The sequence below is a fragment of the Pantoea sp. App145 genome (genome assembly GCF_047947045.1).
Taxonomy (GTDB): Bacteria; Pseudomonadota; Gammaproteobacteria; order Enterobacterales; family Enterobacteriaceae; genus Pantoea.
In genome coordinates this window covers 466191-487042 of record NZ_CP133290.1, presented here as the reverse complement: position 1 = coordinate 487042, position 20852 = coordinate 466191, and the positions used below count along the sequence as shown (strand labels likewise).

21 protein-coding genes are annotated in these 20852 nt (G+C 54.4%); 11 read left to right on the top strand and 10 right to left on the bottom strand.

Annotated features, from left to right (window positions below):
- Nucleotides 1-100 precede the first annotated feature (100 nt).
- Nucleotides 101-631 carry a disulfide bond formation protein DsbB gene (gene dsbB, locus RCF31_RS02185; RefSeq protein ID WP_208715330.1) on the top strand — a complete coding sequence of 177 codons (531 nt, stop codon included), beginning with the start codon at nucleotides 101-103 and terminating at the stop codon, nucleotides 629-631.
- A gap of 38 nt (nucleotides 632-669) precedes the next feature.
- On the opposite strand, the gene RCF31_RS02180 is transcribed toward dsbB, so the two are convergent.
- From RCF31_RS02180 to RCF31_RS02170, 3 genes are all read right to left on the bottom strand, one after another.
- The gene (locus RCF31_RS02180; RefSeq protein ID WP_313689217.1) at nucleotides 670-1116 is read right to left on the bottom strand and encodes a YcgN family cysteine cluster protein; all 447 of its coding nucleotides are present in this window, start codon (nucleotides 1114-1116) and stop codon (nucleotides 670-672) included.
- Nucleotides 1117-1181: 65 nt separating this feature from the next.
- Nucleotides 1182-1841 carry a fumarylacetoacetate hydrolase family protein gene (locus RCF31_RS02175; protein WP_084875262.1) on the bottom strand — a complete coding sequence of 220 codons (660 nt, stop codon included), beginning with the start codon at nucleotides 1839-1841 and terminating at the stop codon, nucleotides 1182-1184.
- A gap of 260 nt (nucleotides 1842-2101) precedes the next feature.
- Entirely contained in the window at nucleotides 2102-2377 is a 276-nt protein-coding gene (locus tag RCF31_RS02170; protein WP_299451282.1) for a YcgL domain-containing protein, read from the bottom strand.
- A 153-nt stretch (nucleotides 2378-2530) separates the two neighbouring features.
- Between RCF31_RS02170 and minC the strand changes: the two genes are divergently transcribed.
- The 3 genes from minC to minE are packed head-to-tail and all read left to right on the top strand — an operon-like array spanning nucleotide 2531 to nucleotide 4360.
- Nucleotides 2531-3241: a septum site-determining protein MinC gene (gene minC, locus RCF31_RS02165; RefSeq protein ID WP_416412370.1), complete on the top strand. Its 711-nt coding sequence runs from the start codon at nucleotides 2531-2533 to the stop codon at nucleotides 3239-3241.
- Between the two features lie 33 nt (nucleotides 3242-3274).
- Nucleotides 3275-4087 carry a septum site-determining protein MinD gene (gene minD, locus RCF31_RS02160; RefSeq protein WP_416412369.1) on the top strand — a complete coding sequence of 271 codons (813 nt, stop codon included), beginning with the start codon at nucleotides 3275-3277 and terminating at the stop codon, nucleotides 4085-4087.
- A gap of 3 nt (nucleotides 4088-4090) precedes the next feature.
- Nucleotides 4091-4360 carry a cell division topological specificity factor MinE gene (gene minE / locus RCF31_RS02155; protein WP_013509389.1) on the top strand — a complete coding sequence of 90 codons (270 nt, stop codon included), beginning with the start codon at nucleotides 4091-4093 and terminating at the stop codon, nucleotides 4358-4360.
- A 54-nt stretch (nucleotides 4361-4414) separates the two neighbouring features.
- Here the strand turns inward: minE and rnd are convergent, their stop codons facing one another.
- The 5 genes from rnd to RCF31_RS02130 all read right to left on the bottom strand — a co-directional run bounded on the left by rnd (nucleotide 4415) and on the right by RCF31_RS02130 (nucleotide 10837).
- Nucleotides 4415-5536 (bottom strand): ribonuclease D, encoded by a 1122-nt coding sequence (rnd, locus tag RCF31_RS02150; RefSeq protein WP_299451288.1) that lies wholly within the window; start codon nucleotides 5534-5536, stop codon nucleotides 4415-4417.
- 98 nt (nucleotides 5537-5634) lie between these two features.
- On the bottom strand, nucleotides 5635-7311 hold the full coding sequence (fadD, locus tag RCF31_RS02145) for a long-chain-fatty-acid--CoA ligase FadD (RefSeq protein WP_299451291.1): 1677 nt from the start codon (nucleotides 7309-7311) through the stop codon (nucleotides 5635-5637).
- A 209-nt stretch (nucleotides 7312-7520) separates the two neighbouring features.
- Nucleotides 7521-8114, bottom strand: coding sequence for a Slp family lipoprotein (locus RCF31_RS02140; protein WP_299451293.1), 594 nt, complete (start codon nucleotides 8112-8114; stop codon nucleotides 7521-7523).
- Between the two features lie 60 nt (nucleotides 8115-8174).
- A complete protein-coding gene (tsaB, locus tag RCF31_RS02135) occupies nucleotides 8175-8873 on the bottom strand; it encodes a tRNA (adenosine(37)-N6)-threonylcarbamoyltransferase complex dimerization subunit type 1 TsaB (protein WP_416412368.1) in 699 nt (232 codons plus the stop codon).
- Between the two features lie 53 nt (nucleotides 8874-8926).
- Complete coding sequence (locus RCF31_RS02130; RefSeq protein WP_084875276.1) at nucleotides 8927-10837, bottom strand: ATP-dependent DNA helicase; 1911 nt, start codon at nucleotides 10835-10837, stop codon at nucleotides 8927-8929.
- A 124-nt stretch (nucleotides 10838-10961) separates the two neighbouring features.
- Here RCF31_RS02130 and RCF31_RS02125 point away from each other — a divergent pair, with 124 nt between their 5' ends.
- Nucleotides 10962-11306, top strand: a complete 345-nt coding sequence (locus RCF31_RS02125) for a RidA family protein (protein ID WP_021183012.1) — start codon at nucleotides 10962-10964, stop codon at nucleotides 11304-11306.
- 13 nt (nucleotides 11307-11319) lie between these two features.
- Here RCF31_RS02125 and RCF31_RS02120 read toward each other — a convergent pair whose 3' ends face one another.
- Complete coding sequence (locus RCF31_RS02120) at nucleotides 11320-11505, bottom strand: YoaH family protein (protein WP_299451302.1); 186 nt, start codon at nucleotides 11503-11505, stop codon at nucleotides 11320-11322.
- 111 nt (nucleotides 11506-11616) lie between these two features.
- Here RCF31_RS02120 and pabB point away from each other — a divergent pair, with 111 nt between their 5' ends.
- The 4 genes from pabB (at nucleotide 11617) to RCF31_RS02100 (ending at nucleotide 16919) form a co-directional block, all read left to right on the top strand.
- On the top strand, nucleotides 11617-12975 hold the full coding sequence (gene pabB, locus RCF31_RS02115; RefSeq protein WP_416412367.1) for an aminodeoxychorismate synthase component 1: 1359 nt from the start codon (nucleotides 11617-11619) through the stop codon (nucleotides 12973-12975).
- 1 nt (nucleotide 12976) lies between these two features.
- The gene (locus tag RCF31_RS02110) at nucleotides 12977-13555 is read left to right on the top strand and encodes a CoA pyrophosphatase (protein ID WP_299451306.1); all 579 of its coding nucleotides are present in this window, start codon (nucleotides 12977-12979) and stop codon (nucleotides 13553-13555) included.
- Nucleotides 13556-13749: 194 nt separating this feature from the next.
- Complete coding sequence (locus tag RCF31_RS02105; protein WP_299451309.1) at nucleotides 13750-15114, top strand: L-serine ammonia-lyase; 1365 nt, start codon at nucleotides 13750-13752, stop codon at nucleotides 15112-15114.
- A 242-nt stretch (nucleotides 15115-15356) separates the two neighbouring features.
- Nucleotides 15357-16919, top strand: a complete 1563-nt coding sequence (locus tag RCF31_RS02100) for an EAL domain-containing protein (protein ID WP_416412366.1) — start codon at nucleotides 15357-15359, stop codon at nucleotides 16917-16919.
- Nucleotides 16920-16948: 29 nt separating this feature from the next.
- Here RCF31_RS02100 and RCF31_RS02095 read toward each other — a convergent pair whose 3' ends face one another.
- A complete protein-coding gene (locus RCF31_RS02095) occupies nucleotides 16949-18514 on the bottom strand; it encodes a TerC family protein (RefSeq protein WP_416412365.1) in 1566 nt (521 codons plus the stop codon).
- 510 nt (nucleotides 18515-19024) lie between these two features.
- Here RCF31_RS02095 and manX point away from each other — a divergent pair.
- Both manX and RCF31_RS02085 read left to right on the top strand, forming a co-directional pair.
- Nucleotides 19025-19987 (top strand): PTS mannose transporter subunit IIAB, encoded by a 963-nt coding sequence (manX, locus tag RCF31_RS02090; RefSeq protein ID WP_299451315.1) that lies wholly within the window; start codon nucleotides 19025-19027, stop codon nucleotides 19985-19987.
- Nucleotides 19988-20048: 61 nt separating this feature from the next.
- On the top strand, nucleotides 20049-20849 hold the full coding sequence (locus tag RCF31_RS02085) for a PTS mannose/fructose/sorbose transporter subunit IIC (protein ID WP_084875295.1): 801 nt from the start codon (nucleotides 20049-20051) through the stop codon (nucleotides 20847-20849).
- Nucleotides 20850-20852 lie beyond the last annotated feature (3 nt).

Below are 20852 nucleotides of genomic sequence, written 5' to 3'. Positions count from 1 at the left end.
GATAAGTCATTTTTCTACATGATTTTTTCCCGCGTCCAGGCTGGCACGCACGCGCTTTTGGTTTACACTGCGATGCATTAACGACTACAGGAACAGCACTATGTTGCGATATTTGAACCAATGTTCGCGGGGACGCGGAGCCTGGTTATTGTTGGCACTGACGGCACTGGCTCTTGAACTGACTGCACTCTTTTTCCAGCACGTGATGGGGCTACAACCCTGCGTCATGTGCATTTATGAACGTTGCGCGCTGTTTGGCGTGATGGGCGCGGGTATAGTCGGTGCCATCGCACCGAAAACGCCGCTGCGCTGGGTGGCGTTGCTGATCTGGCTTTACAGTGCGATTGAGGGGTTAAGACTCTCCTGGGAGCACACCATGATCCAGCTGCACCCGAATCCGTTTGTCACCTGTGATTTTGCCGCACGTTTCCCGAGCTGGCTGCCACTGGATAAATGGTTACCGGCGGTATTTGTGGCGCATGGTGACTGTTCTGAGCTGGGCTGGACTTTCCTCACCTGGAGTATGCCGCAGTGGCTGATCGTGACTTTCGGTGCCTATCTGCTGGTTGCCGTGCTGGTGCTGATTGCTCAGCCGTTTAAAGCCAAACGCCGCGATTTGTTTGGTCGCTAATCAACATAAAACAGGCAGCTTGCGCTGCCTGTTTTTTCTCAGCCATGGCGATCAGGCCGATCAATAATATGTTCTTCCCAGTCTCTCACTTCGCTCTCACGCACCGCGATAAACCGCACTGAAATGCGCTGCGCATGCATCGCTTTCTTCGAACCCGCAATCAGCGGATGCCAGGCTGGCAAGGTTTTCCCTTCCCCCAGTAACCGATACGCACAGGTACGCGGCAGCCAGTTGAAGGTGGTGAGATTTTCCCGCGTCAGCTTGATACAGTCTTCTTCATACTCGAACCGCCGTTCGTAGTTACGGCACTGGCAGGTTTTGATATTGAGCTGATTACAGGCCACGTTAGTGAAGTAGATTTCATCGGTGTCCGCATCCTGCAGTTTATTCAGGCAGCACTGACCACAGCCGTCGCACAGCGATTCCCACTCAGCGTCGTTCATTTGGTCAAGGCGTTTTGTCTGCCAGAAAGGCTGTTCGGTCATGGTGGCGGTCCGGATTAACGTAAAGACCGCACCTTATACAAGGTTCAGGTGCGGCGATGCAAGTTTTACAGTACGCGAGTGGTAATACCGTGGCCAGCGAGGGAGATTTCCAGCTTATCGCCGGAACGCATTGGTCCCACCCCTTCCGGGGTACCGGTGAGCACCACGTCGCCTGCACGCAGGGTAAAATACTGGCTCATGTAGGCAATCAGCGGCAGAATTTTGTGGATCATGTCAGCGGTGGTGCCATGCTGGCGCACTTCACCGTTCACCACCAGCTTTAACTCCGTGTTCTGCGGATCGCCACTGAATTCAGAGACCGGAATAAAACCAGACAGCGGACAGGAGTTGTCAAAACCTTTGGATTTCTCCCACGGACGGCCTGTTTTCTTCAGACCGGCCTGCACATCACGCAGCGTCAGGTCCAGTGCCACACCATAACCGGCAATAGCTTTCGCCACATGTTCTTCGCTCGCCTGCTTCAGCGTCGCGCCGATCAGCACGGCCAGTTCAACCTCATGATGCACTTCACCAAAATTGCCCGGAATGGACAGCGGCTGACGCAGATCGCACAGTGCGGTTTCCGGTTTGATAAACACCACCGGCTCGTCAGGCGTTGCACTTCCCATCTCCTTGATATGATTAGCATAGTTGCTGCCAACACAGACCACTTTGCTGGCCGGATAATCCAACAGAGCGCCCTGCCAGTTACGATGCTGATACATGCTATTCCCCTGCTTTGATTTGAGTATAACGCCAGTTGAGCTGGCGCGTTGTGTCTGCTTCAGTGCCGGAACGCGGCAGGCTGAGGGTCAATATATTAAGCTGCTTTGTGGCTAAGGAGTGTGCGTAAATTGTCAAAAGACGTTAATCGATATCGCCATGGGTAGTTGATATTGCCTGCAATTAAGGGTTAGCCACAGGCAAATAAATAAAGCGACCACGCTGATGATTAAATCTGGATATATTTACAGATGAATCCGAATTAATCTTTTTTGTTTTGCTGAAGATGTATGTTCAACAGACTTTCCGGCGGCGGTGGCAATTGTAAATAATAGCCCTGATCGCTCAATGCCTGCTTAACTTTATTGATATCTGCACCCGCCAGTTTGTCGCGCTTTTCCAGCGACAGCACCATAGATAACTGGGGTTTGCCGAAGCCACGGAGCAATTCTTCTGGCACACGAGAAAAATCGTCTTTTTTTTCAACATAAAGATAAGTCTGGTCACGCTGCGGGCTTCTGTAGATCACACAAAACATATTTTTTACTCGAATTAACTGATGGCGTCACTTGCCTGAATATAGCAGTAACTATAACATGCTTGCTGAACTTCGAATATTGACCGCAGGGTGTTAATGACGATTTTATCGGCGTTCATCTAACGGTAGTGAAAACAGGACGAGTCAGGACAGATGTCGCAAACGCCAATCGAATTCAAGGGAAGCAGTTTTACCCTATCAGTCGTTCATCTGCACCATTCGCAACCTGAGGTGATTCGTCAGGCGTTGCAGGACAAAATCGACCAGGCGCCCGGCTTTCTGAAAAATGCACCGGTAGTGCTGAATGTGTCGGCATTGAACGGCGACATCAACTGGAAGCAGATGCAGCAAGCCATCAGTGCAACCGGGCTGCGCATCGTTGGCGTCAGCGGTTGTAAAGACGATGCGCTGAAAAAGATGATTGCGCGTGCCGGATTGCCGGTGCTGTCTGAGGGGAGCGATCGCAAAAAGCGCAATGATGCGCCAGCGGTTGTTCCCGAGCCAGCCCCCATCCCCGTGGTGGCGGAGACCGTCAATAAAACCCGCATCATTAATACGCCAGTCCGTTCTGGCCAGCAAATCTACGCCCGCAATGCTGATTTGATTGTCACCAGCAGCGTTAGCGCCGGTGCCGAGCTGGTTGCCGATGGCAACATCCATATTTACGGCATGATGCGCGGTCGCGCCCTGGCAGGTGCCAGCGGCGATCGTGACTGCCAGATTTTTTGCACCAACCTCGCCGCAGAGTTGGTCTCCATTGCCGGGGAGTACTGGATCATGGATCAGATTCCGGCTGAGTTTTTTGGTAAAGCTGCGCGTTTATGCCTCAAAGAGGGCGCGCTCACCATTCAGACACTTAATTAGGCCCCTTTTCTTTCGTTAAGGAAATCAACATTTATGGCACGCATCATTGTAGTTACATCCGGTAAAGGGGGCGTTGGCAAGACCACGTCAAGCGCGGCCATCGCCACTGGACTCGCGCAAAAAGGCAAAAAAACCGTGGTGATCGATTTTGATATCGGTCTGCGTAACCTCGACCTGATCATGGGCTGTGAACGTCGTGTTGTTTACGACTTCGTCAATGTTATTCAGGGCGATGCCACATTGAACCAGGCGCTGATTAAAGATAAGCGCACTGAGCAACTGTATATTCTGCCAGCGTCACAAACCCGCGACAAAGACGCCCTGACCCGTGAAGGCGTTGAAAAAGTGCTTAACGACCTGGCGACGATGGAATTCGATTTCATCGTCTGCGACTCACCTGCCGGTATCGAAACAGGTGCGTTGATGGCGCTGTATTTTGCAGATGAAGCCATCATCACCACCAACCCGGAAGTGTCCTCGGTACGTGACTCTGACCGTATTCTCGGCATCATTTCGTCCAAATCCCGTCGTGCGGAAAATAGCCAGGAAGCGGTGAAAGAACACCTGCTGCTGACCCGTTACAATCCGGGCCGCGTGAGCCGTGGTGATATGCTGAGCATGGAAGACGTGCTGGACATCCTGCGTATCCCGCTGGTCGGTGTGATCCCTGAAGATCAATCGGTATTACGCGCTTCCAACCAGGGCGAACCCGTGATCCTCGATACCACCTCAGATGCCGGTAAAGCCTATGCTGATACCGTAGACCGCCTGCTTGGCGAAGAACGCCCCTTCCGCTTTATTGAAGAAGAGAAGAAGGGTTTCCTGAAACGCCTGTTCGGGGGATAACCAATGGCATTACTCGATTTCTTTTTATCCCGTAAGAAGAACACAGCCAACATAGCCAAGGAAAGGCTGCAGATTATTGTTGCTGAACGCAGAAGGGGCGACAGTGAGCCCCACTATCTGCCGCAGCTCAAGCGCGACATTCTGGAAGTGATTTGCAAATATGTGAAAATTGATCCGGATATGGTAACCGTTCAGCTGGATCAGAAAGGGGATGATATCTCGATTCTGGAGCTGAACGTTACGCTACCGGAGACGGAAGAAGTCACCAAATGACGCCAGCGGTTTCCTGATTTTCCCCTGCGCAGTTTGCAGGGGAAAAAATCGCGCTTACAGGGTTTGCAGAATCTCATCGATGCGCGCTTTCAGCAAATCGCCGCGCCAACCTGTGAGCAATTCCGGGGTACGCGATGCGGTTTTCAATCCCCAGTACACACTCAGCACCTGATTGATCTGGCGGCGTGAAGCCAGCAATTCCTGACTAAACCCGGTTTCCTCGCTTACCTGCTGCACCAGCGCTTTAATCGCTTTGAATGTCTGTTTGTATTGCGGATGGTCGATCAGATTGCCCAGCGGTTGCGGCAGTGTGGCCTCATCCTGCGCCTGTGCTTCGGCGACCAGCGCCACCATCGCTTTACCGTGGAAGCGAATCTCATGACCGTTCAGGCCGAGATGGTCCAGCTCACCCAGGCTGCCCGGCATAAAACGTGCCACTTTCCACAGATTCTCTTCGCGCACCACAAAGTTAACCGCCATATCTTTCTGACGTGCGGTGTTAAGACGCCAGGCGGCCAGACGCTGCAATGCCGCCAGCTGACGCGGGCGCAGCTGCCAGGCATTGGTGATATCACGCCACGCCTCATTGGGAGCCTGCACATCAAGGCGCCGCTGGCACAGGTTTTCGCATTCGCTACGAGCCGCCGCCATGTTGCCCGCCGCTTCAGTTTGCGCCAGCAACTGATGGGCGATGGGCAGCAAATAGGCTACATCGGCTGCCGCATATTCACACTGCCGCTCCGTCAGCGGGCGAGCGAGCCAGTCAGTACGCGCCTCACTTTTATCCAGCTCGATTTGGTCGAAATGCATCACCATCGCCGCAAAACCCCATGACAACGGCTGACCGGCAAATGCCGCCAGAATCTGGGTATCAATCATCGGGTCCGGCAGGCAGTCAAAACGGTGCAGGAACACTTCCAGGTCTTCACCACCCGCGTGCAGGAATTTCGTGACCCGGGTATCACGCAGCAGGTCGATAAACGGCGTCCAGTCACTGATGTTGAGGGGATCGATCAGGACCAATTGCTCGCTATCAAACAGCTGGATCAGGCCCAGCTGCGGATAGTAAGTACGGGTGCGGACAAATTCGGTATCCAGCGCCACGGCAGCATGCTGGCGTGCTTTGTCGCACACCGCAGCCAGTTGGTCATTTTGGTCGATCAGGGAATAATTCACGTTATGTTTTCGCCGCGACTAACTGCGCGCAGCGCTCCATGTTAAAAGCAATAAAAACGCCGGACATTGCCGGCGTTAACCATTGAGCGAGGTACGCACTACTGCCCTTCCCGCTTCACCTCATCACGCAATTCGCGACGTAAGATCTTGCCCACATTGGTTTTAGGCAGCTCGTCACGAAACTCGATAATCTTCGGCACCTTGTAGCCGGTAAGCTGACGCCGACAGTGATCCAACACTTCTTCTTTGGTCAGGCTGGGATCTTTCTTCACGATGCAGACTTTCACCGCTTCACCGGAAAGATCGCTCGGCACACCAATCGCTGCAGCCTCGCGCACCTTCGCGTGCTGCATCAGTACATCTTCGATTTCGTTAGGATACACATTAAATCCCGACACCAGAATCATGTCTTTTTTACGATCAACGATGCGGATAAAGCCTTCGCTGTCCACGGTAACAATATCACCGGTATGCAGCCAGCCATTTTTCAGCACTTCTTCCGTGGCTTCCGGACGTTGCCAGTAGCCGATCATCACCTGCGGACCGCGAATGCAAAGTTCGCCGGGTTCGCCAGGTGCCACATCATTATCCTGTTCATCCACGATGCGCACATCGGTGGAGGGTACCGGTAAACCGATGCTACCGGTGTGGCAGGTAATGTCATACGGATTGACCGACACCAGCGGCGAGCATTCCGTCAGACCATAACCTTCCAGCAAATAGTGACCGGTCAGTTTTTCCCAGCGTTCAGCCACCGCCTTCTGCACCGCCATTCCCCCACCCGCAGACATACGCAGGGTAGAGAAATCCAGCTTATTAAAGTTGGCATCGTTCAGCAGCGCATTGAACAACGTATTCACGCCGGTAATCGCGGTAAACGGGAACTTCGCCAGCTCTCTGACAAAGCCCGGAATATCTCGCGGATTGGTAATCAGCAGGTTCTGCCCACCCAGGTCGAGGAACAGCAGGCAATTCACCGTCAAAGCAAAGATATGATACAGCGGCAGTGCTGTGACGACGCATTCCTGCCCCGGACGCAGCAGTTTGCCATACGTCGCCTTAGCCTGTTCGAGGTTGGCCTGCATGTTGCCGTGTGTCAGCATCGCGCCTTTCGCCACCCCGGTGGTCCCACCGGTATATTGCAAAAACGCCAGATCATCATTGGTGACATCGGGACGCTGGTAACTCAGCTGTTCACCCTGCTGTAACGCCTGACGAAACGGCACCGCGCCCGGCAGATGGTATTTCGGCACCAGTTTTTTCACGTAGCGGACGATAAAGTTGACCAGTGTGCCTTTGATCGGGGCCAGTTGATCGCCCATGCGCGTCAGCATCACATGTTTAACCTGCGTCTCTGCGACCACTTTTTCCAGCGTGTGGGCAAAGTTCGATACGATAACAATCGCGCAGGCACCGCTGTCATTAAGCTGATGCTTCAACTCGCGCGGCGTATACAGCGGGTTAACATTGACCACCACCATCCCGGCGCGTAACACACCAAACAGCGCCACCGGATATTGCAGCAGGTTCGGCATCATCAGGGCCACCCGATCGCCGGCTTTCAGCTTCAATCCATGTTGCAACCAGGCGGCAAAGGCGCGGCTTTGCTGCTCCAGCTGGCGATAGGTCATGGGCTGCCCCATGTTAACGAAAGCGACCTGATCGGCATATTGCGTTGCCGCATGCTCAAAAAGATCGATTAACGATGTATAGCGGTCAGCAGTAATTTCCGCTGGTACATCTGGCGGATAGCGTTTCAGCCAAACCTTAGTCAAAGATTCACCCCGAGATTCTTGTTGCTTAGCCATCGCCGCCTCTGCCATCAGTGTTATTAACAATATTTTAACTGATTGTACCAGTTTGCCGGGTTCGACCTGTTCAGGTTGCGAGGCTCATCACTAAATTTCGCGCTTCGGTTGCGTGCGCAATAAAAAAGCCCGCTCGCGAGCGCCGCGATCGGGCCGTAAATAACTGAAACAAAATATTATTCAGTCAGAATGGTTTGTACCTGTGCCGGACCGCTACTGTACATGCCCCAGTAAGGGTTAGGTCCCCAGTATCCTGGGTGATGGCGCGTCGGTCCGTAAAATATCCAGGGATCGATGGGCTGTGGTGGCGTCATCACTTGCTGGGTTAAATGCCAGCGCTGATAGCCTTTCACATCAATCACCACAAAATTATAGCTGGCCTGGCCTACGGTGCCTTTTTCGCTACCTTTGATGTTGCCCAGCACCGTGACGTACTGATTATTCACATCCGTCGGATCGACAAATCCGTGGATGTCGGCAAAAATACGGCCAACCGATGCCGAGCCAAGACGTGGACGCCCGCTGTCATCCAGCGGCTGAGTGGCGATTTCCAGACGCGTCAGACCATTCAGATTGGTGACGTTCACCACTTTACCGCCAAAGCGTGATTCCTGGCCAACGTAAAGCTGCGGCGCATTCATCACCCGTAATAAATCTTGCTGTGGAAGAGGAGAACTCCCTTTAATGGAATCCGGCACCGAAACACAACCGCTGAGCAACAGCGCGCAGGCTAACAGAGCGCCAGACATCCCTTTACGACTGATTGGCATAAAAGCCTCCTGTTATTTCTCAGATTAGACTGAAAGCGCAGCGATAAGTTGCGTGTTGGCTTAACGTCCCGGCAACTTTTTCCAGGCCACTTCATTACGCAGATAGACCGGCTCGGCGTGTTCCACGGCGACCGCTTCACCCCGTTGCCAGGCCGCGGCTGCCAGCGGCAACATATCCTCGGCTGCTGGCAGGGTTATCTCGCTGGTCACCAGCTGTGCACCCGCTGTGGTGAGCAGGTGCGGATAAGTCTGCCAGCCGGTACCGACAGTAGTCCATTCGCCGCTCAGGCTTTGGATACGTGCCTGGGCCGCTTCTGGCGACAACACCGCTTCGGTCTCTGCACCCTGCCATTCGCCATTGGCATCACGCTGATACTCTGCCCAGTAGACTTCGCCCATACGCGCATCAATCGCCGCCAGTACGCGCGTCGCGCCATTTTTACGCCATGCGCCCTGCGCCATCGTGGCTAAGGAGGAAACGCCAATCATCGGCAGATTCGCCCCCAGCGCCAGTCCCTGAGCAATGCCAATGCCAATACGTACGCCGGTAAAGCTGCCTGGTCCACGCCCAAAGGCCAGCGCGTCAAGCGCGGTCAGTTCCAGCTGCTGCGCCTGCAACAGCTCCTGCACCAGCGGCAGAATGCGCTGCGTGTGGTCACGCGGGGCGATTTCGAAACGGGCATCGATGTGCTGTTGATTCAGCAGCGCGGCAGAACAGGCTTCTGTCGCCGTGTCCAGGGCTAAAATTCGGGCGGACATAACAACCTCGGGAGATTCAAAATGGCGCGCATCTTACCACAGCCTGGCACAAATTAGTGACTCTCCTGCTCGCGGGCGAAGCGGATGGCGCGGTCAAGATCGCGGGTACGTGGCGTGGGAGGCAAACTATTGAGGAACAGCGCACCATAAGGGCGCGACACCAGACGCTGGTCGCAAATCACCAGCACGCCGCGGTCGTCGGTATCACGGATTAAACGTCCCACCCCTTGCTTCAGGGTGATGACCGCATCCGGCAGCTGGACATCGTTAAACGGATCGCCGCCGCGGATACGGCAATCTTCCATGCGCGCCTTGAGCAGCGGGTCTTCCGGCGAGGTAAACGGCAGCTTATCAATGATCACCAATGACAGCGCGTCCCCCCGCACATCCACCCCTTCCCAGAAACTACTGGTGGCCACCAGCAAGGCATTGCCCGCTTCAATAAACTGCTTCAGCAGCTGGCCTTTGCTGGTTTCGCCCTGCAACAGCACCGGTAGCGTCATGGAGGCGCGAAATTCTGCTGCCAGCTCACGCATCATCATGTGTGAGGTACAGAGGAAAAAACAACGTCCCTTGTTGGCGTCGATCAGCGGTTTCATCATGCGCGCCAGCTGACGGGCACCTCCAGGGCGGTTCGGCTCCGGTAAGTTGCGCGGCACGCACAACAACGCCTGACGGGCATAATCGAACGGGCTGTTGAGGATCAGCGTTTTCGCTTTATCGACCCCCAGCCGGCTGGAGAAATGGCTCATCTGTTCATTGACCGCCAGCGTAGCTGAGGTGAACACCCAGGCGGCTTTCCGATTATCCATCACTTCCCGGAAGCGTTCCGCCACAGAAAGCGGCGTCAGCGCCAGGGTGAAATGTCGGCTGGAGCATTCATACCAATAACTGAACCCCGGTTCGTCGATGGCACGCAGACGTTTCAGGCGTGTTCGATAGAGGGCGGCACGCTCAAAGGCAGCATCCAGCAACGCGGAGCGTCCCAGCGACAATTTGATCACGTCATAACAAAGCTCCAGCGCATCATCCAGCAGAGTCAGCATGCGCATCACGTTGTTATCGTTCAGCAGATCGCGCAGATTGCCACGGAAGCCCGGGTCCCCGAGCGTCAGGCGGAAATCCTGAGTGCATTGCGCCAGCCGATCGGCGGATTTCTGTAGCTGCTGCACATCACGCACTTCGGTACGGTAGGCAATGATGATGTCTTTGACTAAGTCGAGTAGCTGACGACTGGAGAGTTGCTGGCCAAAATACTGGCTGGCGATATCTGGCAGCTGGTGCGCTTCGTCAAAAATCATCACTTCCGCTTCCGGGATCAATTCCGCAAAGCCGCTCTCCTTGACCACTAAATCGGCGAGGAAAAGATGATGGTTGACCACCACCACGTCCGCATCCATGGCCCGTTTACGCGCTTTCACCACAAAGCAATCTTTATACAGCGGGCAATCACTGCCAAGGCAGTTGTCGTTGGTGCTGGTGACGTAAGGCCACACCGGACTGTCTTCGGCGACACCGATACAGCTGCTGATATCACCGTCAACGGTTTCTGATGACCAGCCGCGCAGGGTAATCAGATCGCCCAGCGCCTGGACGCTAAGGTCGCCACCGGTTTGCGTTTGTTGCTCCATCCGCTCAAGACAAAGATAGTTGGATCGGCCTTTCAGCAGCGCGGTTTTGCCTTTAAATTTCAGGGCACGGGCAATGGTGGGCAGATCGCGGTTATACAGCTGATCCTGCAGGGCTTTCGAGCCAGTGGAGATAATCACTTTTTTGTCAGCGCGCAGCGCGGGGGCGAGATAAGCGTAGGTTTTCCCGGTACCGGTGCCGGCTTCGACCACTAACTCCCCACCGGTTTTCACCGCCTCAGCGACCGCCTGCGCCATCTCGCGCTGCGCTTCACGCGGTTTAAAGCCAGGGATCGCCAGCGCCAGCGCGCCGTCAGCTGCAAAATCGTCTGCCACACATCCTCACCGATAACTCAAAAAGTACTGTAATTATGTCAGGATTCCACTCATGCGACCACAACAGATGACAGCACACCAGCCGATGTGTCAGGCTAGCAGCGCGAAAATTAAGGAGAAAATCATGACTATTACGCGTATCGATCCGGAACACCGCATGTCCGAAGCCGTTATTCATAACCAGACCGTGTATTACACCAGCGTACCGGAAAACCTTGATGAGGATGCGGAAGCGCAGACGGCCAATGCGCTGGCGGTGATTGACGCGATTCTGACCCGCGTCGGTTCCGACAAAAGCAAAATCCTCGACGCCACCATTTTCCTCGTCGACAAAGCCGACTTCCCGGCGATGAACCGTGCCTGGGATGCCTGGGTGTCACCGGGCAACGCACCGGTGCGCTGCACCGTACAGGCTGGTCTGATGAACCCGAAATATAAAGTCGAAATCAAGATCATCGCCGCGTTATAACGCGTTTCGGGCGTCAGGCGTCGTCTTCGTCGTCTTCAAAACGCGCCCGAATCTGCTCACCCTGGTGGCTCTGGCGAATTTCATGCGCCACCTGGGCAATCGCCTGACCACTGGCCATACCGCCCGCCATCAGTTCCTGAATACGCTCGACAGCCTGTTGTTGCTGTTCGTGAGATAATGCCGGAAGACCTGAAAACATAACTCGCTCCTGGGAAAAAGGGGACGCATTATTCCATGCGGAACAAACAGGTGCCAGCAGCAAAAAAATATGCCAGGCTAACGCCCTTGTTGCTGTTATCTGATTTGTCTCATGATCGTAAAAACCCTCGCTCTGAATTATACGCCGGATACGCTGCCGCAGCTTTTTTCCTCCCTTGCTCATCAGCCATGGGCGATGTTGCTGACTTCAGGTCATGCCGATCATGCGGATAACCGTTTCGATATCATGACCGCCGATCCGCGCGTAACCCTGGTGACCCGCGGCCCAGCGACAGAAATTACCCAGCAGGATACCACGCTCAGTTCAACCGACGATCCGCTCACGCTGGTACAACGCTACTGTGATGCCCTCGGTGTTCAGCCCGCTTTTACGGCGGACTTGCCGTTCCAGGGCGGTGCGATCGGTTTATTCGGTTACGATCTGGGTCGCCGTTTCGAATACCTGCCACAGCTGGCGCAACAGGATCTCAACACGCCGGATATGGCGGTGGGCATTTATGACTGGGCGTTGATTGCCGATCATCATCAGCAAAAACTGACACTGGTCGCGCTTGGTGATCCTGAGGCACGCTGGCAGTGGTTACAGGCACAAACCGCCCCTGCGGTTCAGCCCTTTGCCCTCACCAGTGAATGGCAATCCAACCTGAGTTTTGACGAGTATGCTCAGCGCTTTGCTGCCGTGCAGGCATATATACAGGCAGGTGACTGCTACCAGGTGAATCTGGCCCAGCGTTTTCAGGCCAGTTATCGCGGCGATGAATGGCAGGCGTTTCAGCGCCTGAATGAAACGAATCGCGCGCCGTTCAGCGCCTTTTTGCGCCTGCCGAAAAGTGCCATTCTCAGCCTGTCCCCGGAGCGTTTTCTTTCTCTTCAACAACGGGTGATTGAGACCCGGCCGATCAAAGGGACCCGCCCGCGTATGGCCGACCCGCAGGCCGATCGTCTACAGGCGCAGGAACTGGCCAGCGCAGAGAAAGATCGCGCCGAAAACCTGATGATTGTTGACCTGCTGCGTAATGATATTGGCCGTGTCGCCGAACCGGGCAGCGTCAGCGTGCCGGAACTGTTTGTGGTGGAGCCTTTCCCCGCCGTGCATCATTTGGTCAGCACGGTACGCGCGCAGTTACCGGCGACGCTTGCCGCCACCGACCTGTTACGCGCCTGTTTTCCGGGCGGTTCCATCACCGGCGCACCGAAAATCCGTGCGATGGAGATCATTGAAGAACTCGAACCTCACCGCCGCAATGCCTGGTGTGGCAGTATTGGTTACCTCAGCCTGTGTGGCCGTATGGATACCAGCATCACCATTCGCACGCTGATTGCCGAAAATCAGCAGTTATATTGTGCAGCGGGCGGTGGCCTGGTGGCTGATAGTGTCGTCGCGGCGGAGTATCAGGAAACGCTGCACAAAGTGAATCGTATTCTGCCCAGCCTGCAGGAGCCATTTTAAGATGAACGGAGCACTGACCCTCGATCAATTTCTGAGCCGTTTTGTGCTGCAACCCCCGGTTGCTGCGCCAAAAAGTGTGATCAACGGCCGACGCGCTGCGGTGCTGGTCCCGTTGATTGACGCTGCCGAGCCGGGGTTGTTGCTGACACGTCGATCCACACATCTGCGTAAACATGCCGGTCAGGTGGCTTTCCCCGGCGGCATGCAGGATGCCAGCGATGATTCACTGATCCACACCGCCCTGCGTGAGGCGCAGGAAGAGGTGGGGATTCAACCTGACCAGGTGCAGGTGGTCGGCGTTTTGCCTGCCGTCACCAGCAGCACCGGGTTCGCGGTGACGCCAGTGGTGGGCATTATTCCCGCCGGGCTGCCGCTCATCATCAATGCCGACGAAGTCGAAAGTGCCTTTGCCATGCCGCTGGCCGAGGCTTTGCGCCTCAGTCGCTACAGCGACCTGACACTGCGCCGGGGCCACCGGCAGCATCAGGTGTGGCTCTCCTGGTACGAAGATTATTTTATCTGGGGCATGACCGCTGGCATTATTCGCGCACTCGGTCAGCAAATCGCCCTTCCCGTCTGATTTTCCTCTCTGGCATGGCAGCTTGCCATCCTGTCATTTGCTGTTTTTTTCGCCGACAACGGATAACTATTTCTGTGCTGTATAATTAGTTTATTTCATGCGAAAAGCTGATCCTGTTGCAGCACCTGCGATTACTATTAGCCGCATAAAACGGCCTGCGCCGTACTAAATAAGATTTGTGAGGAGTGTCACCGGTGATTAGTGTTTTTGACATGTTCAAAGTGGGCATCGGCCCATCCAGTTCGCATACCGTCGGCCCGATGAAAGCGGGTAAACAATTTGTCGATCTGCTGGCCGAACAGGGTAAGTTGCAGGATGTCACGCGCGTTGCGGTCGATGTCTATGGTTCCCTGTCACTCACCGGTAAAGGTCACCATACCGATATCGCCATCATTATGGGTCTGGCCGGTGCTGAACCCGCTACTGTGGATATCGATGGCATTCCGGCATTTATTCAGGATGTCGAACAGCGTGAGCGTCTGCTGCTGGCGAACGGCGCACAAGAGGTTGATTTCCCACGTGAAGGTGGCATGGTGTTTCGTAGCGAAAATCTTTCTTTGCACGAAAATGGCCTGACGCTGTATGCCTTTGCCGGCGACCTGCTGATTCTCAGCAAAACCTATTATTCCATCGGCGGTGGTTTTATCGTCGATGAAGAACATTTTGGCCAACCGGTGCTGGATCAGGTTTCGGTTCCCTGGCCGTTTCACTCCGCCAAAGAGTTACTGAGCCACTGCCGCGAGAGTGGTTTGTCTCTGTCTGGCCTGGTGATGAAAAATGAGCTGGCGCTGCACAGCCGTGAGGAAATCTACAGCTACTTTGCTAACGTCTGGCAAACCATGCAGGCATGTATCGATCGTGGTCTGAATACCGAAGGCGTGCTGCCGGGTCCGTTGCGGGTGCCGCGTCGTGCGGCATCACTGCGCCGTCTGCTGGTCTCCTCGACCAAACATTCCAATGACCCAATGAATGTTATCGACTGGGTCAATATGTTTGCGCTAGCGGTAAATGAAGAGAATGCCGCTGGTGGCCGCGTCGTTACCGCCCCCACCAACGGTGCCTGCGGCATCGTGCCTGCGGTGCTGGCCTACTACGATCATTTTATTGAAAACGTCACGCCGGATATTTATATCCGCTACTTCCTTGCCTCCGGTGCCATCGGCATACTGTATAAAATGAATGCGTCGATTTCCGGTGCCGAGGTGGGTTGTCAGGGGGAAGTGGGCGTGGCCTGCTCGATGGCTGCAGCCGGTCTGGCGGAGCTGCTGGGGGCCAGCCCAGAGCAGGTCTGCGTCGCTGCCGAAATCGGCATGGAGCATAACCTGGGTCTGACCTGTGACCCGGTAGCGGGCCAGGTTCAGGTGCCCTGCATTGAGCGTAATGCCATTGCCTCAGTCAAAGCCATCAACTCCGCCCGTATGGCGCTGCGTCGTACCAGCGAACCGCGCGTTTCGCTCGATAAGGTGATCGAAACCATGTACGAGACCGGCAAAGATATGAACGCCAAATATCGTGAAACCTCACGCGGCGGCCTCGCCATTAAGGTGCAATGCGACTGATTCCTCTCTGACATGGCAGCTTGCTTCGGTGCGCAAAAAAACACCGATTGAACTTTTTTATGCATCTGCTGCTACCTCCGCCTGGTTAAACCAGATAGAGTGATTTACGCGCGGCCCTCGTTGGCCGCGCTGCTTTTTCAGTACCGCTTTTTTTCCTGAGCCGTGCTAAACCTGGCCGCCGCTATGCCGATAACTTATACGTTACTTTGGCTTTAATCCTGGTCCTTGCAAGGTGGTTACTGATGCTCATAGCCCAGCAATTTGTTGGTCAATTTCGCCGTAAGCGTTTGCTTATTGCGTTAGTGATCGCCGCGCTGGTATTAATTCTTACGCTGACTTTTCGTTATATCGAAGAGAAGTCACGTATTGAGCAGCAGTCACTGGATTTTGCGTCACGCGCCATCGAACGTTTTGATCGCATGTTTTCACCGCTGGATGTCTCCGCCAATAACACCCTGGGATTGGTTGGCGTACCCTGTCCGGAAGTACGTTTCCCACTGATTGAAAAAATCGCCGCGCTACAAACGGTGCGTTCAATACAGCTGGTGCAGAACGACACCCTGTACTGTTCCAGCATTTATGGTCCGAGTAATATTTCTTTCAGCCAGACTTACCCCGAACTGGCGATTAATAATCAGCGCATGATGTTAACCACCGATGATTACCTGTTAAAAGGTTCTCCGGTGCTGTTGCTGTGGACACCTAAATCGCTGGATAACCGCGAAGGTCTGCTTCAGGTGATTAATATCGAGCTGATGACCAATTATCTGCTGGAACCACAGTTGCCATGGGTGGAACGCGCCATTTTCAACGTTGGCGGCCAAAGCCTGGAGTATGGCAATCCGCTGATCGAACCGACTGTCCCCTCTGATGATGAAGTAGCCTACGATCAGGCATCCCTGCGTTATCCCTATACCATCACCCTGTATGGCCCCTCGCCCGCCCGTCTGGCGCTGAGTACCATGCCCTCGCAGTTACCGCTGGCGGTGCTGCTGAGCCTGTTGATGGGTTATATTGTCTGGCTGGCGACCGCTAACCGCATGAGTCTTAGCTGGCAAATTAGCTATGGCATCACGGCCAATGAATTTATGGTCTACTGTCAGCCGCTGATTAATGCCAAAAGCGGCGAATGCGATGGTATCGAATTGCTGCTGCGCTGGCATAATCCGCGCCAGGGCTGGATCGCGCCCGATGTATTTATTCCACTCGCTGAACGACAAAATTTAATTGCCCCGCTAACGCGTTTTGTCATCGCTAAAGTGGTGGATGAACTCCCGAACCTGCCACGTTGCCCCTCCTTCCATATTGCGATTAACGTCGCCGCCAGCCATTTCCACGATCGGGCGATCGTCGAGGATTTGCAGCGCATCTGGTGGCCGGCCAATCCACTGCCAGGCCTGGTGGTGGAATTGACCGAGCGCGATGCTTTACCCATCATTGATCAGTCGGTGGTGGCCCAATTGCATGAGATTGGTGTCAGGCTGGCGATTGATGATTTCGGCACCGGACACAGCTCGCTGGCCTATCTGAAAGACCTGAAGCCGGATGTGCTGAAGATCGATAAGATCTTTACCGCAGCCATCGGCACTGACGCAATCAACGCCACCGTGACTGATATGGTGATTTCACTGGCACAGCGTCTGAATATCGCCCTGGTGGCGGAGGGCGTGGAGACGGCGGAACAGGCGCATTATCTGCGCGAACGTGGTGTGGATCATTTGCAGGGATATTTCTATGCCCGTCCAATGCCGATTGAAGATTTCCCCGACTGGCTGGAACAACATCAGGCGCAATTGAATGCATAAAAAACGGCACCCGCGGGTGCCGTTTAGCATTATGCTTCTTCTTCTTCCTCATCGTGCGGTCGATCGCGGGTCACACGAACCAGGTCCACCCGATAATCTGTCGCTTCGATAATCTGGAAATGCAACGGAGGGAGATCAATCACTTCACCCGGCACCGGCAGTTGGCCTTTCTGATCGATCAACAGACCCGCCAGTGACGCGTGGTCATCTTCTGCTTTCACCAGCTCATGATAATCCAGCAGCTGTTGCAGGGAGTGCAAATCGGTGCCCCCTTTCACCAGCCAGCCATCACCATCGACGATAATGTCCGGAGTTTCATCTTCGTCAGGGAATTCACCGGCAATCGCTTCCAGCACGTCAAGCGGGGTAATCAAACCCTGCACCACGCCGAATTCGTTAGTGACGATCACGAAGCTGCCTTTGGCACGACGCAGCACGCCTAACAGGTTGATCGGGTCCAGCGTTTCCGGCACCACAATCGGTGGCGTATTGGCGGCGAAAGTCGCCACATCCATGCCGTGCTCCAGCGCGACCAGCAACTCTTTGGCGCGTACTACACCGATGATCTCATCCAGCTCACCACGGCATACCGGGAACAGGCTGTGCGGCGTATCCAGCAATTGAATGCGGATCTCATCCAGCGGACGCTCCACATCTACCCACGAGATTTCACCGCGTGGCGTCATGATGCTGCGAATCGAACGCTGTGCCAGCGTCAGCACGCCGTTGATCATATAACGCTCTTCATCTTTAAAGGCTTCCTGCGGCAATGCCTCCACCAGCGCTGACTCTTCCGTGTTGACGGCTTGCTTACGCTGACGTCCACCCATCAGACGCAAAATCGCTTCTGCGGTACGTTCACGCATCGGACGATGCGCCTGATGACGAATAAAGTTACGACGCGCAATCTGGTTAAACAGCTCGATCAGAATCGAGAAGCCAATCGCGGCATACAGGTAACCTTTCGGAATATGGAAACCAAAACCTTCAGCCATCAGCGACAGACCGATCATCAACAGGAAGCTGAGACACAGCACCACCACGGTGGGATGCGCGTTAACAAAACGCGTCAACGGTTTCGAGGCCAAAAGCATGACACCCATGGCGATCACTACCGCCGTCATCATCACCGGCAGATGGTTCACCATCCCCACAGCAGTGATCACCGCATCCAGTGAGAACACCGCGTCAAGCACCACAATCTGCGTCACCACCGCCCAGAAGCTGGCATAGCTGCGGTTGCCCTGATGCTCCAGATGGCGGTTTTCCAGTCGTTCGTGTAGTTCCATCGTGGCCTTGAACAACAGGAAGATACCACCGGCCAGCAGAATTAAATCGCGCCCGGAAAAGCTGAAATCGCCTACGCTGAATAGGGGTCGCGTCAATGTCACCATCCAGGAGATGAGTGACAGCAGGCCAAGTCGCATAACCAGAGCCAGCGACAGACCGATCAGACGCGCTTTATCGCGCTGCTTTGGCGGCAGTTTGTCCGCCAGAATGGCGATAAAAACCAGGTTATCGATGCCGAGAACAATCTCCAGCACGATGAGCGTCAGCAAACCCGCCCAGATTGAGGGGTCGAAGAGAAATTCCATCAATGACTCCTTACCAGGGGAATGCGTACACGTGAGCCGGTCTGCGCAATAAAGCGAGACAGCAGATCGTTAACGGTTTGGATAACGCCGGAAGGCGTGAAAGCATGCGCCAGCGGGCGCGGAGAAAGTGTGAAGCGACGTCGGTGACGGTCCATAAAGGTGAGCTAAAGCCCGGTACTCCTGAGGAATAAACAGAACGTTAATGTATCAGTTACATTTCTGGCGTCAAAAAATTTTCTTACATTTACAAACAGTAACAGCCTGAAAGGAGGAGAGATAAAAGCACAAATAAACCCCGTTACGCTCTCAATAACTGACAAACATCACATAAATTATTTTTTCACTCACTAAAATAAATCGCGACCTTATCGCTGTGCAGCGGAAAGTTTTGGCTTATTAATTGATGCTTTTCTTCATCTTAGCCCGAAACGATCCACATGAATCAACAACGGTAATTTTCATCGATTCCCGGCGAAGCCAGAGAATCTCTCATGCGAACGGAGGTAGCAAGTGACCATTGCTATTGTAATTGGTACACATGGCTGGGCGGCAGAACAACTGCTAAAAACAGCAGAAATGCTGTTGGGTGAGCAGGAAAATGTCGGATGGATTGATTTCGTTCCCGGCGAAAATGCAGAAACGCTAATAGAAAAGTATCAGGCGCGACTGGCCAATATGGACACCTCAAAAGGTGTACTGTTCCTGGTCGACACCTGGGGTGGCAGTCCCTTCAACGCGGCAAGCCGCATCGTGGTTGATAAACCGGATCATGATGTCATCGCCGGGGTCAACATTCCGATGCTGGTGGAAACCCTGATGGGACGAGATGACAATCCCTCACTGGAGGAATTAATTCACATCGCGGTCGAAGCCGGCCGTGAAGGCGTGAAGGCGCTAAAAACCGAAACGGCAGAACCCGCTCCTGCTGCACCGGCTGCCAAAGCCGCTCCGCAGCCGCAGAAACCGCTGGCTCCTGGCGAGCACATGAAGATTGGTCTGGCGCGTATTGATGACCGTCTGATTCATGGCCAGGTCGCCACCCGCTGGACCAAAGAAACCAACGTCACACGCATCATTGTCGTCAGCGATGAAGTTGCCAACGACCATGTGCGTAAAACACTGCTCACCCAGGTCGCCCCTCCCGGTGTCACCGCGCATGTGGTGGATGTCGACAAAATGATTCGTGTCTGGAACAACCCGAAATATGGCCGCGATCGCGTCATGCTGTTGTTCACCAACCCTACCGATGTCGAACGTATTGTTGAACAGGGCGTGGATATCAAATCGGTCAATATCGGCGGGATGGCGTTCCGTCAGGGCAAAACTCAGGTTAACAACGCGGTCTCTGTCGATGAAAAGGATATTGCCGCCTTCCGTAAACTCAATGACCGGGGTATTGAACTGGAAGTACGCAAAGTTTCTAACGACCCGAAACTGAAAATGATGGACCTGATTGCGAAGGTAAATCCGTAATTCGCCATCTGCGCCTGCGTACGTGGGCGAAAATTCGTGACCTTTGCTTAGGAGAAATGCAATGGAGATAACCTCGCTACAAATCGTTTTGATATTTATTGTGGCCTGTATCGCCGGGATGGGTTCGATTCTTGATGAGTTCCAGTTCCACCGTCCGTTGGTGGCCTGTACCTTGATTGGTGCGGTGCTCGGCGATATGAAAACCGGCATCATTATCGGTGGTACGCTGGAAATGATTGCACTCGGCTGGATGAACATCGGTGCCGCCGTGGCCCCCGATGCCGCCCTCGCCTCCATCATCTCAACCATTCTGGTTATTGCCGGAGGTCAGAGCGTCGGTGCAGGTATCGCGCTGGCGATTCCGCTGGCGGCAGCTGGCCAGGTGCTGACCATTATCGTTCGTACTATCACCGTAGCCTTCCAGCACGCTGCCGATAAAGCGGCCGAGAAAGGTAACTTGTCGGCGATTTCTTGGATTCACGTTTCCGCTCTGCTGTTGCAGGCAATGCGTATCGCGATTCCAGCGTTAATCGTCGCCATTTCCGTCGGCACCAGTGCGGTACACACCTTGCTGAGTTCGATTCCGGAAGTGGTAACCAATGGCCTCAACATCGCCGGTGGCATGATTGTGGTGGTTGGTTATGCGATGGTGATCAACATGATGCGCGCTGGCTACCTGATGCCGTTCTTCTACCTCGGCTTCGTTACTGCCGCCTTCACCAACTTCAACCTGGTAGCACTGGGCGTGATTGGTGTGGTAATGGCAGTGCTGTATATCCAGCTGGCACCGAAATATAACCGTGTTGCCGGTGCTGCTGCGGCCGGTCCTGCGCAAAACGACCTCGACAACGAACTCGATTAAGGA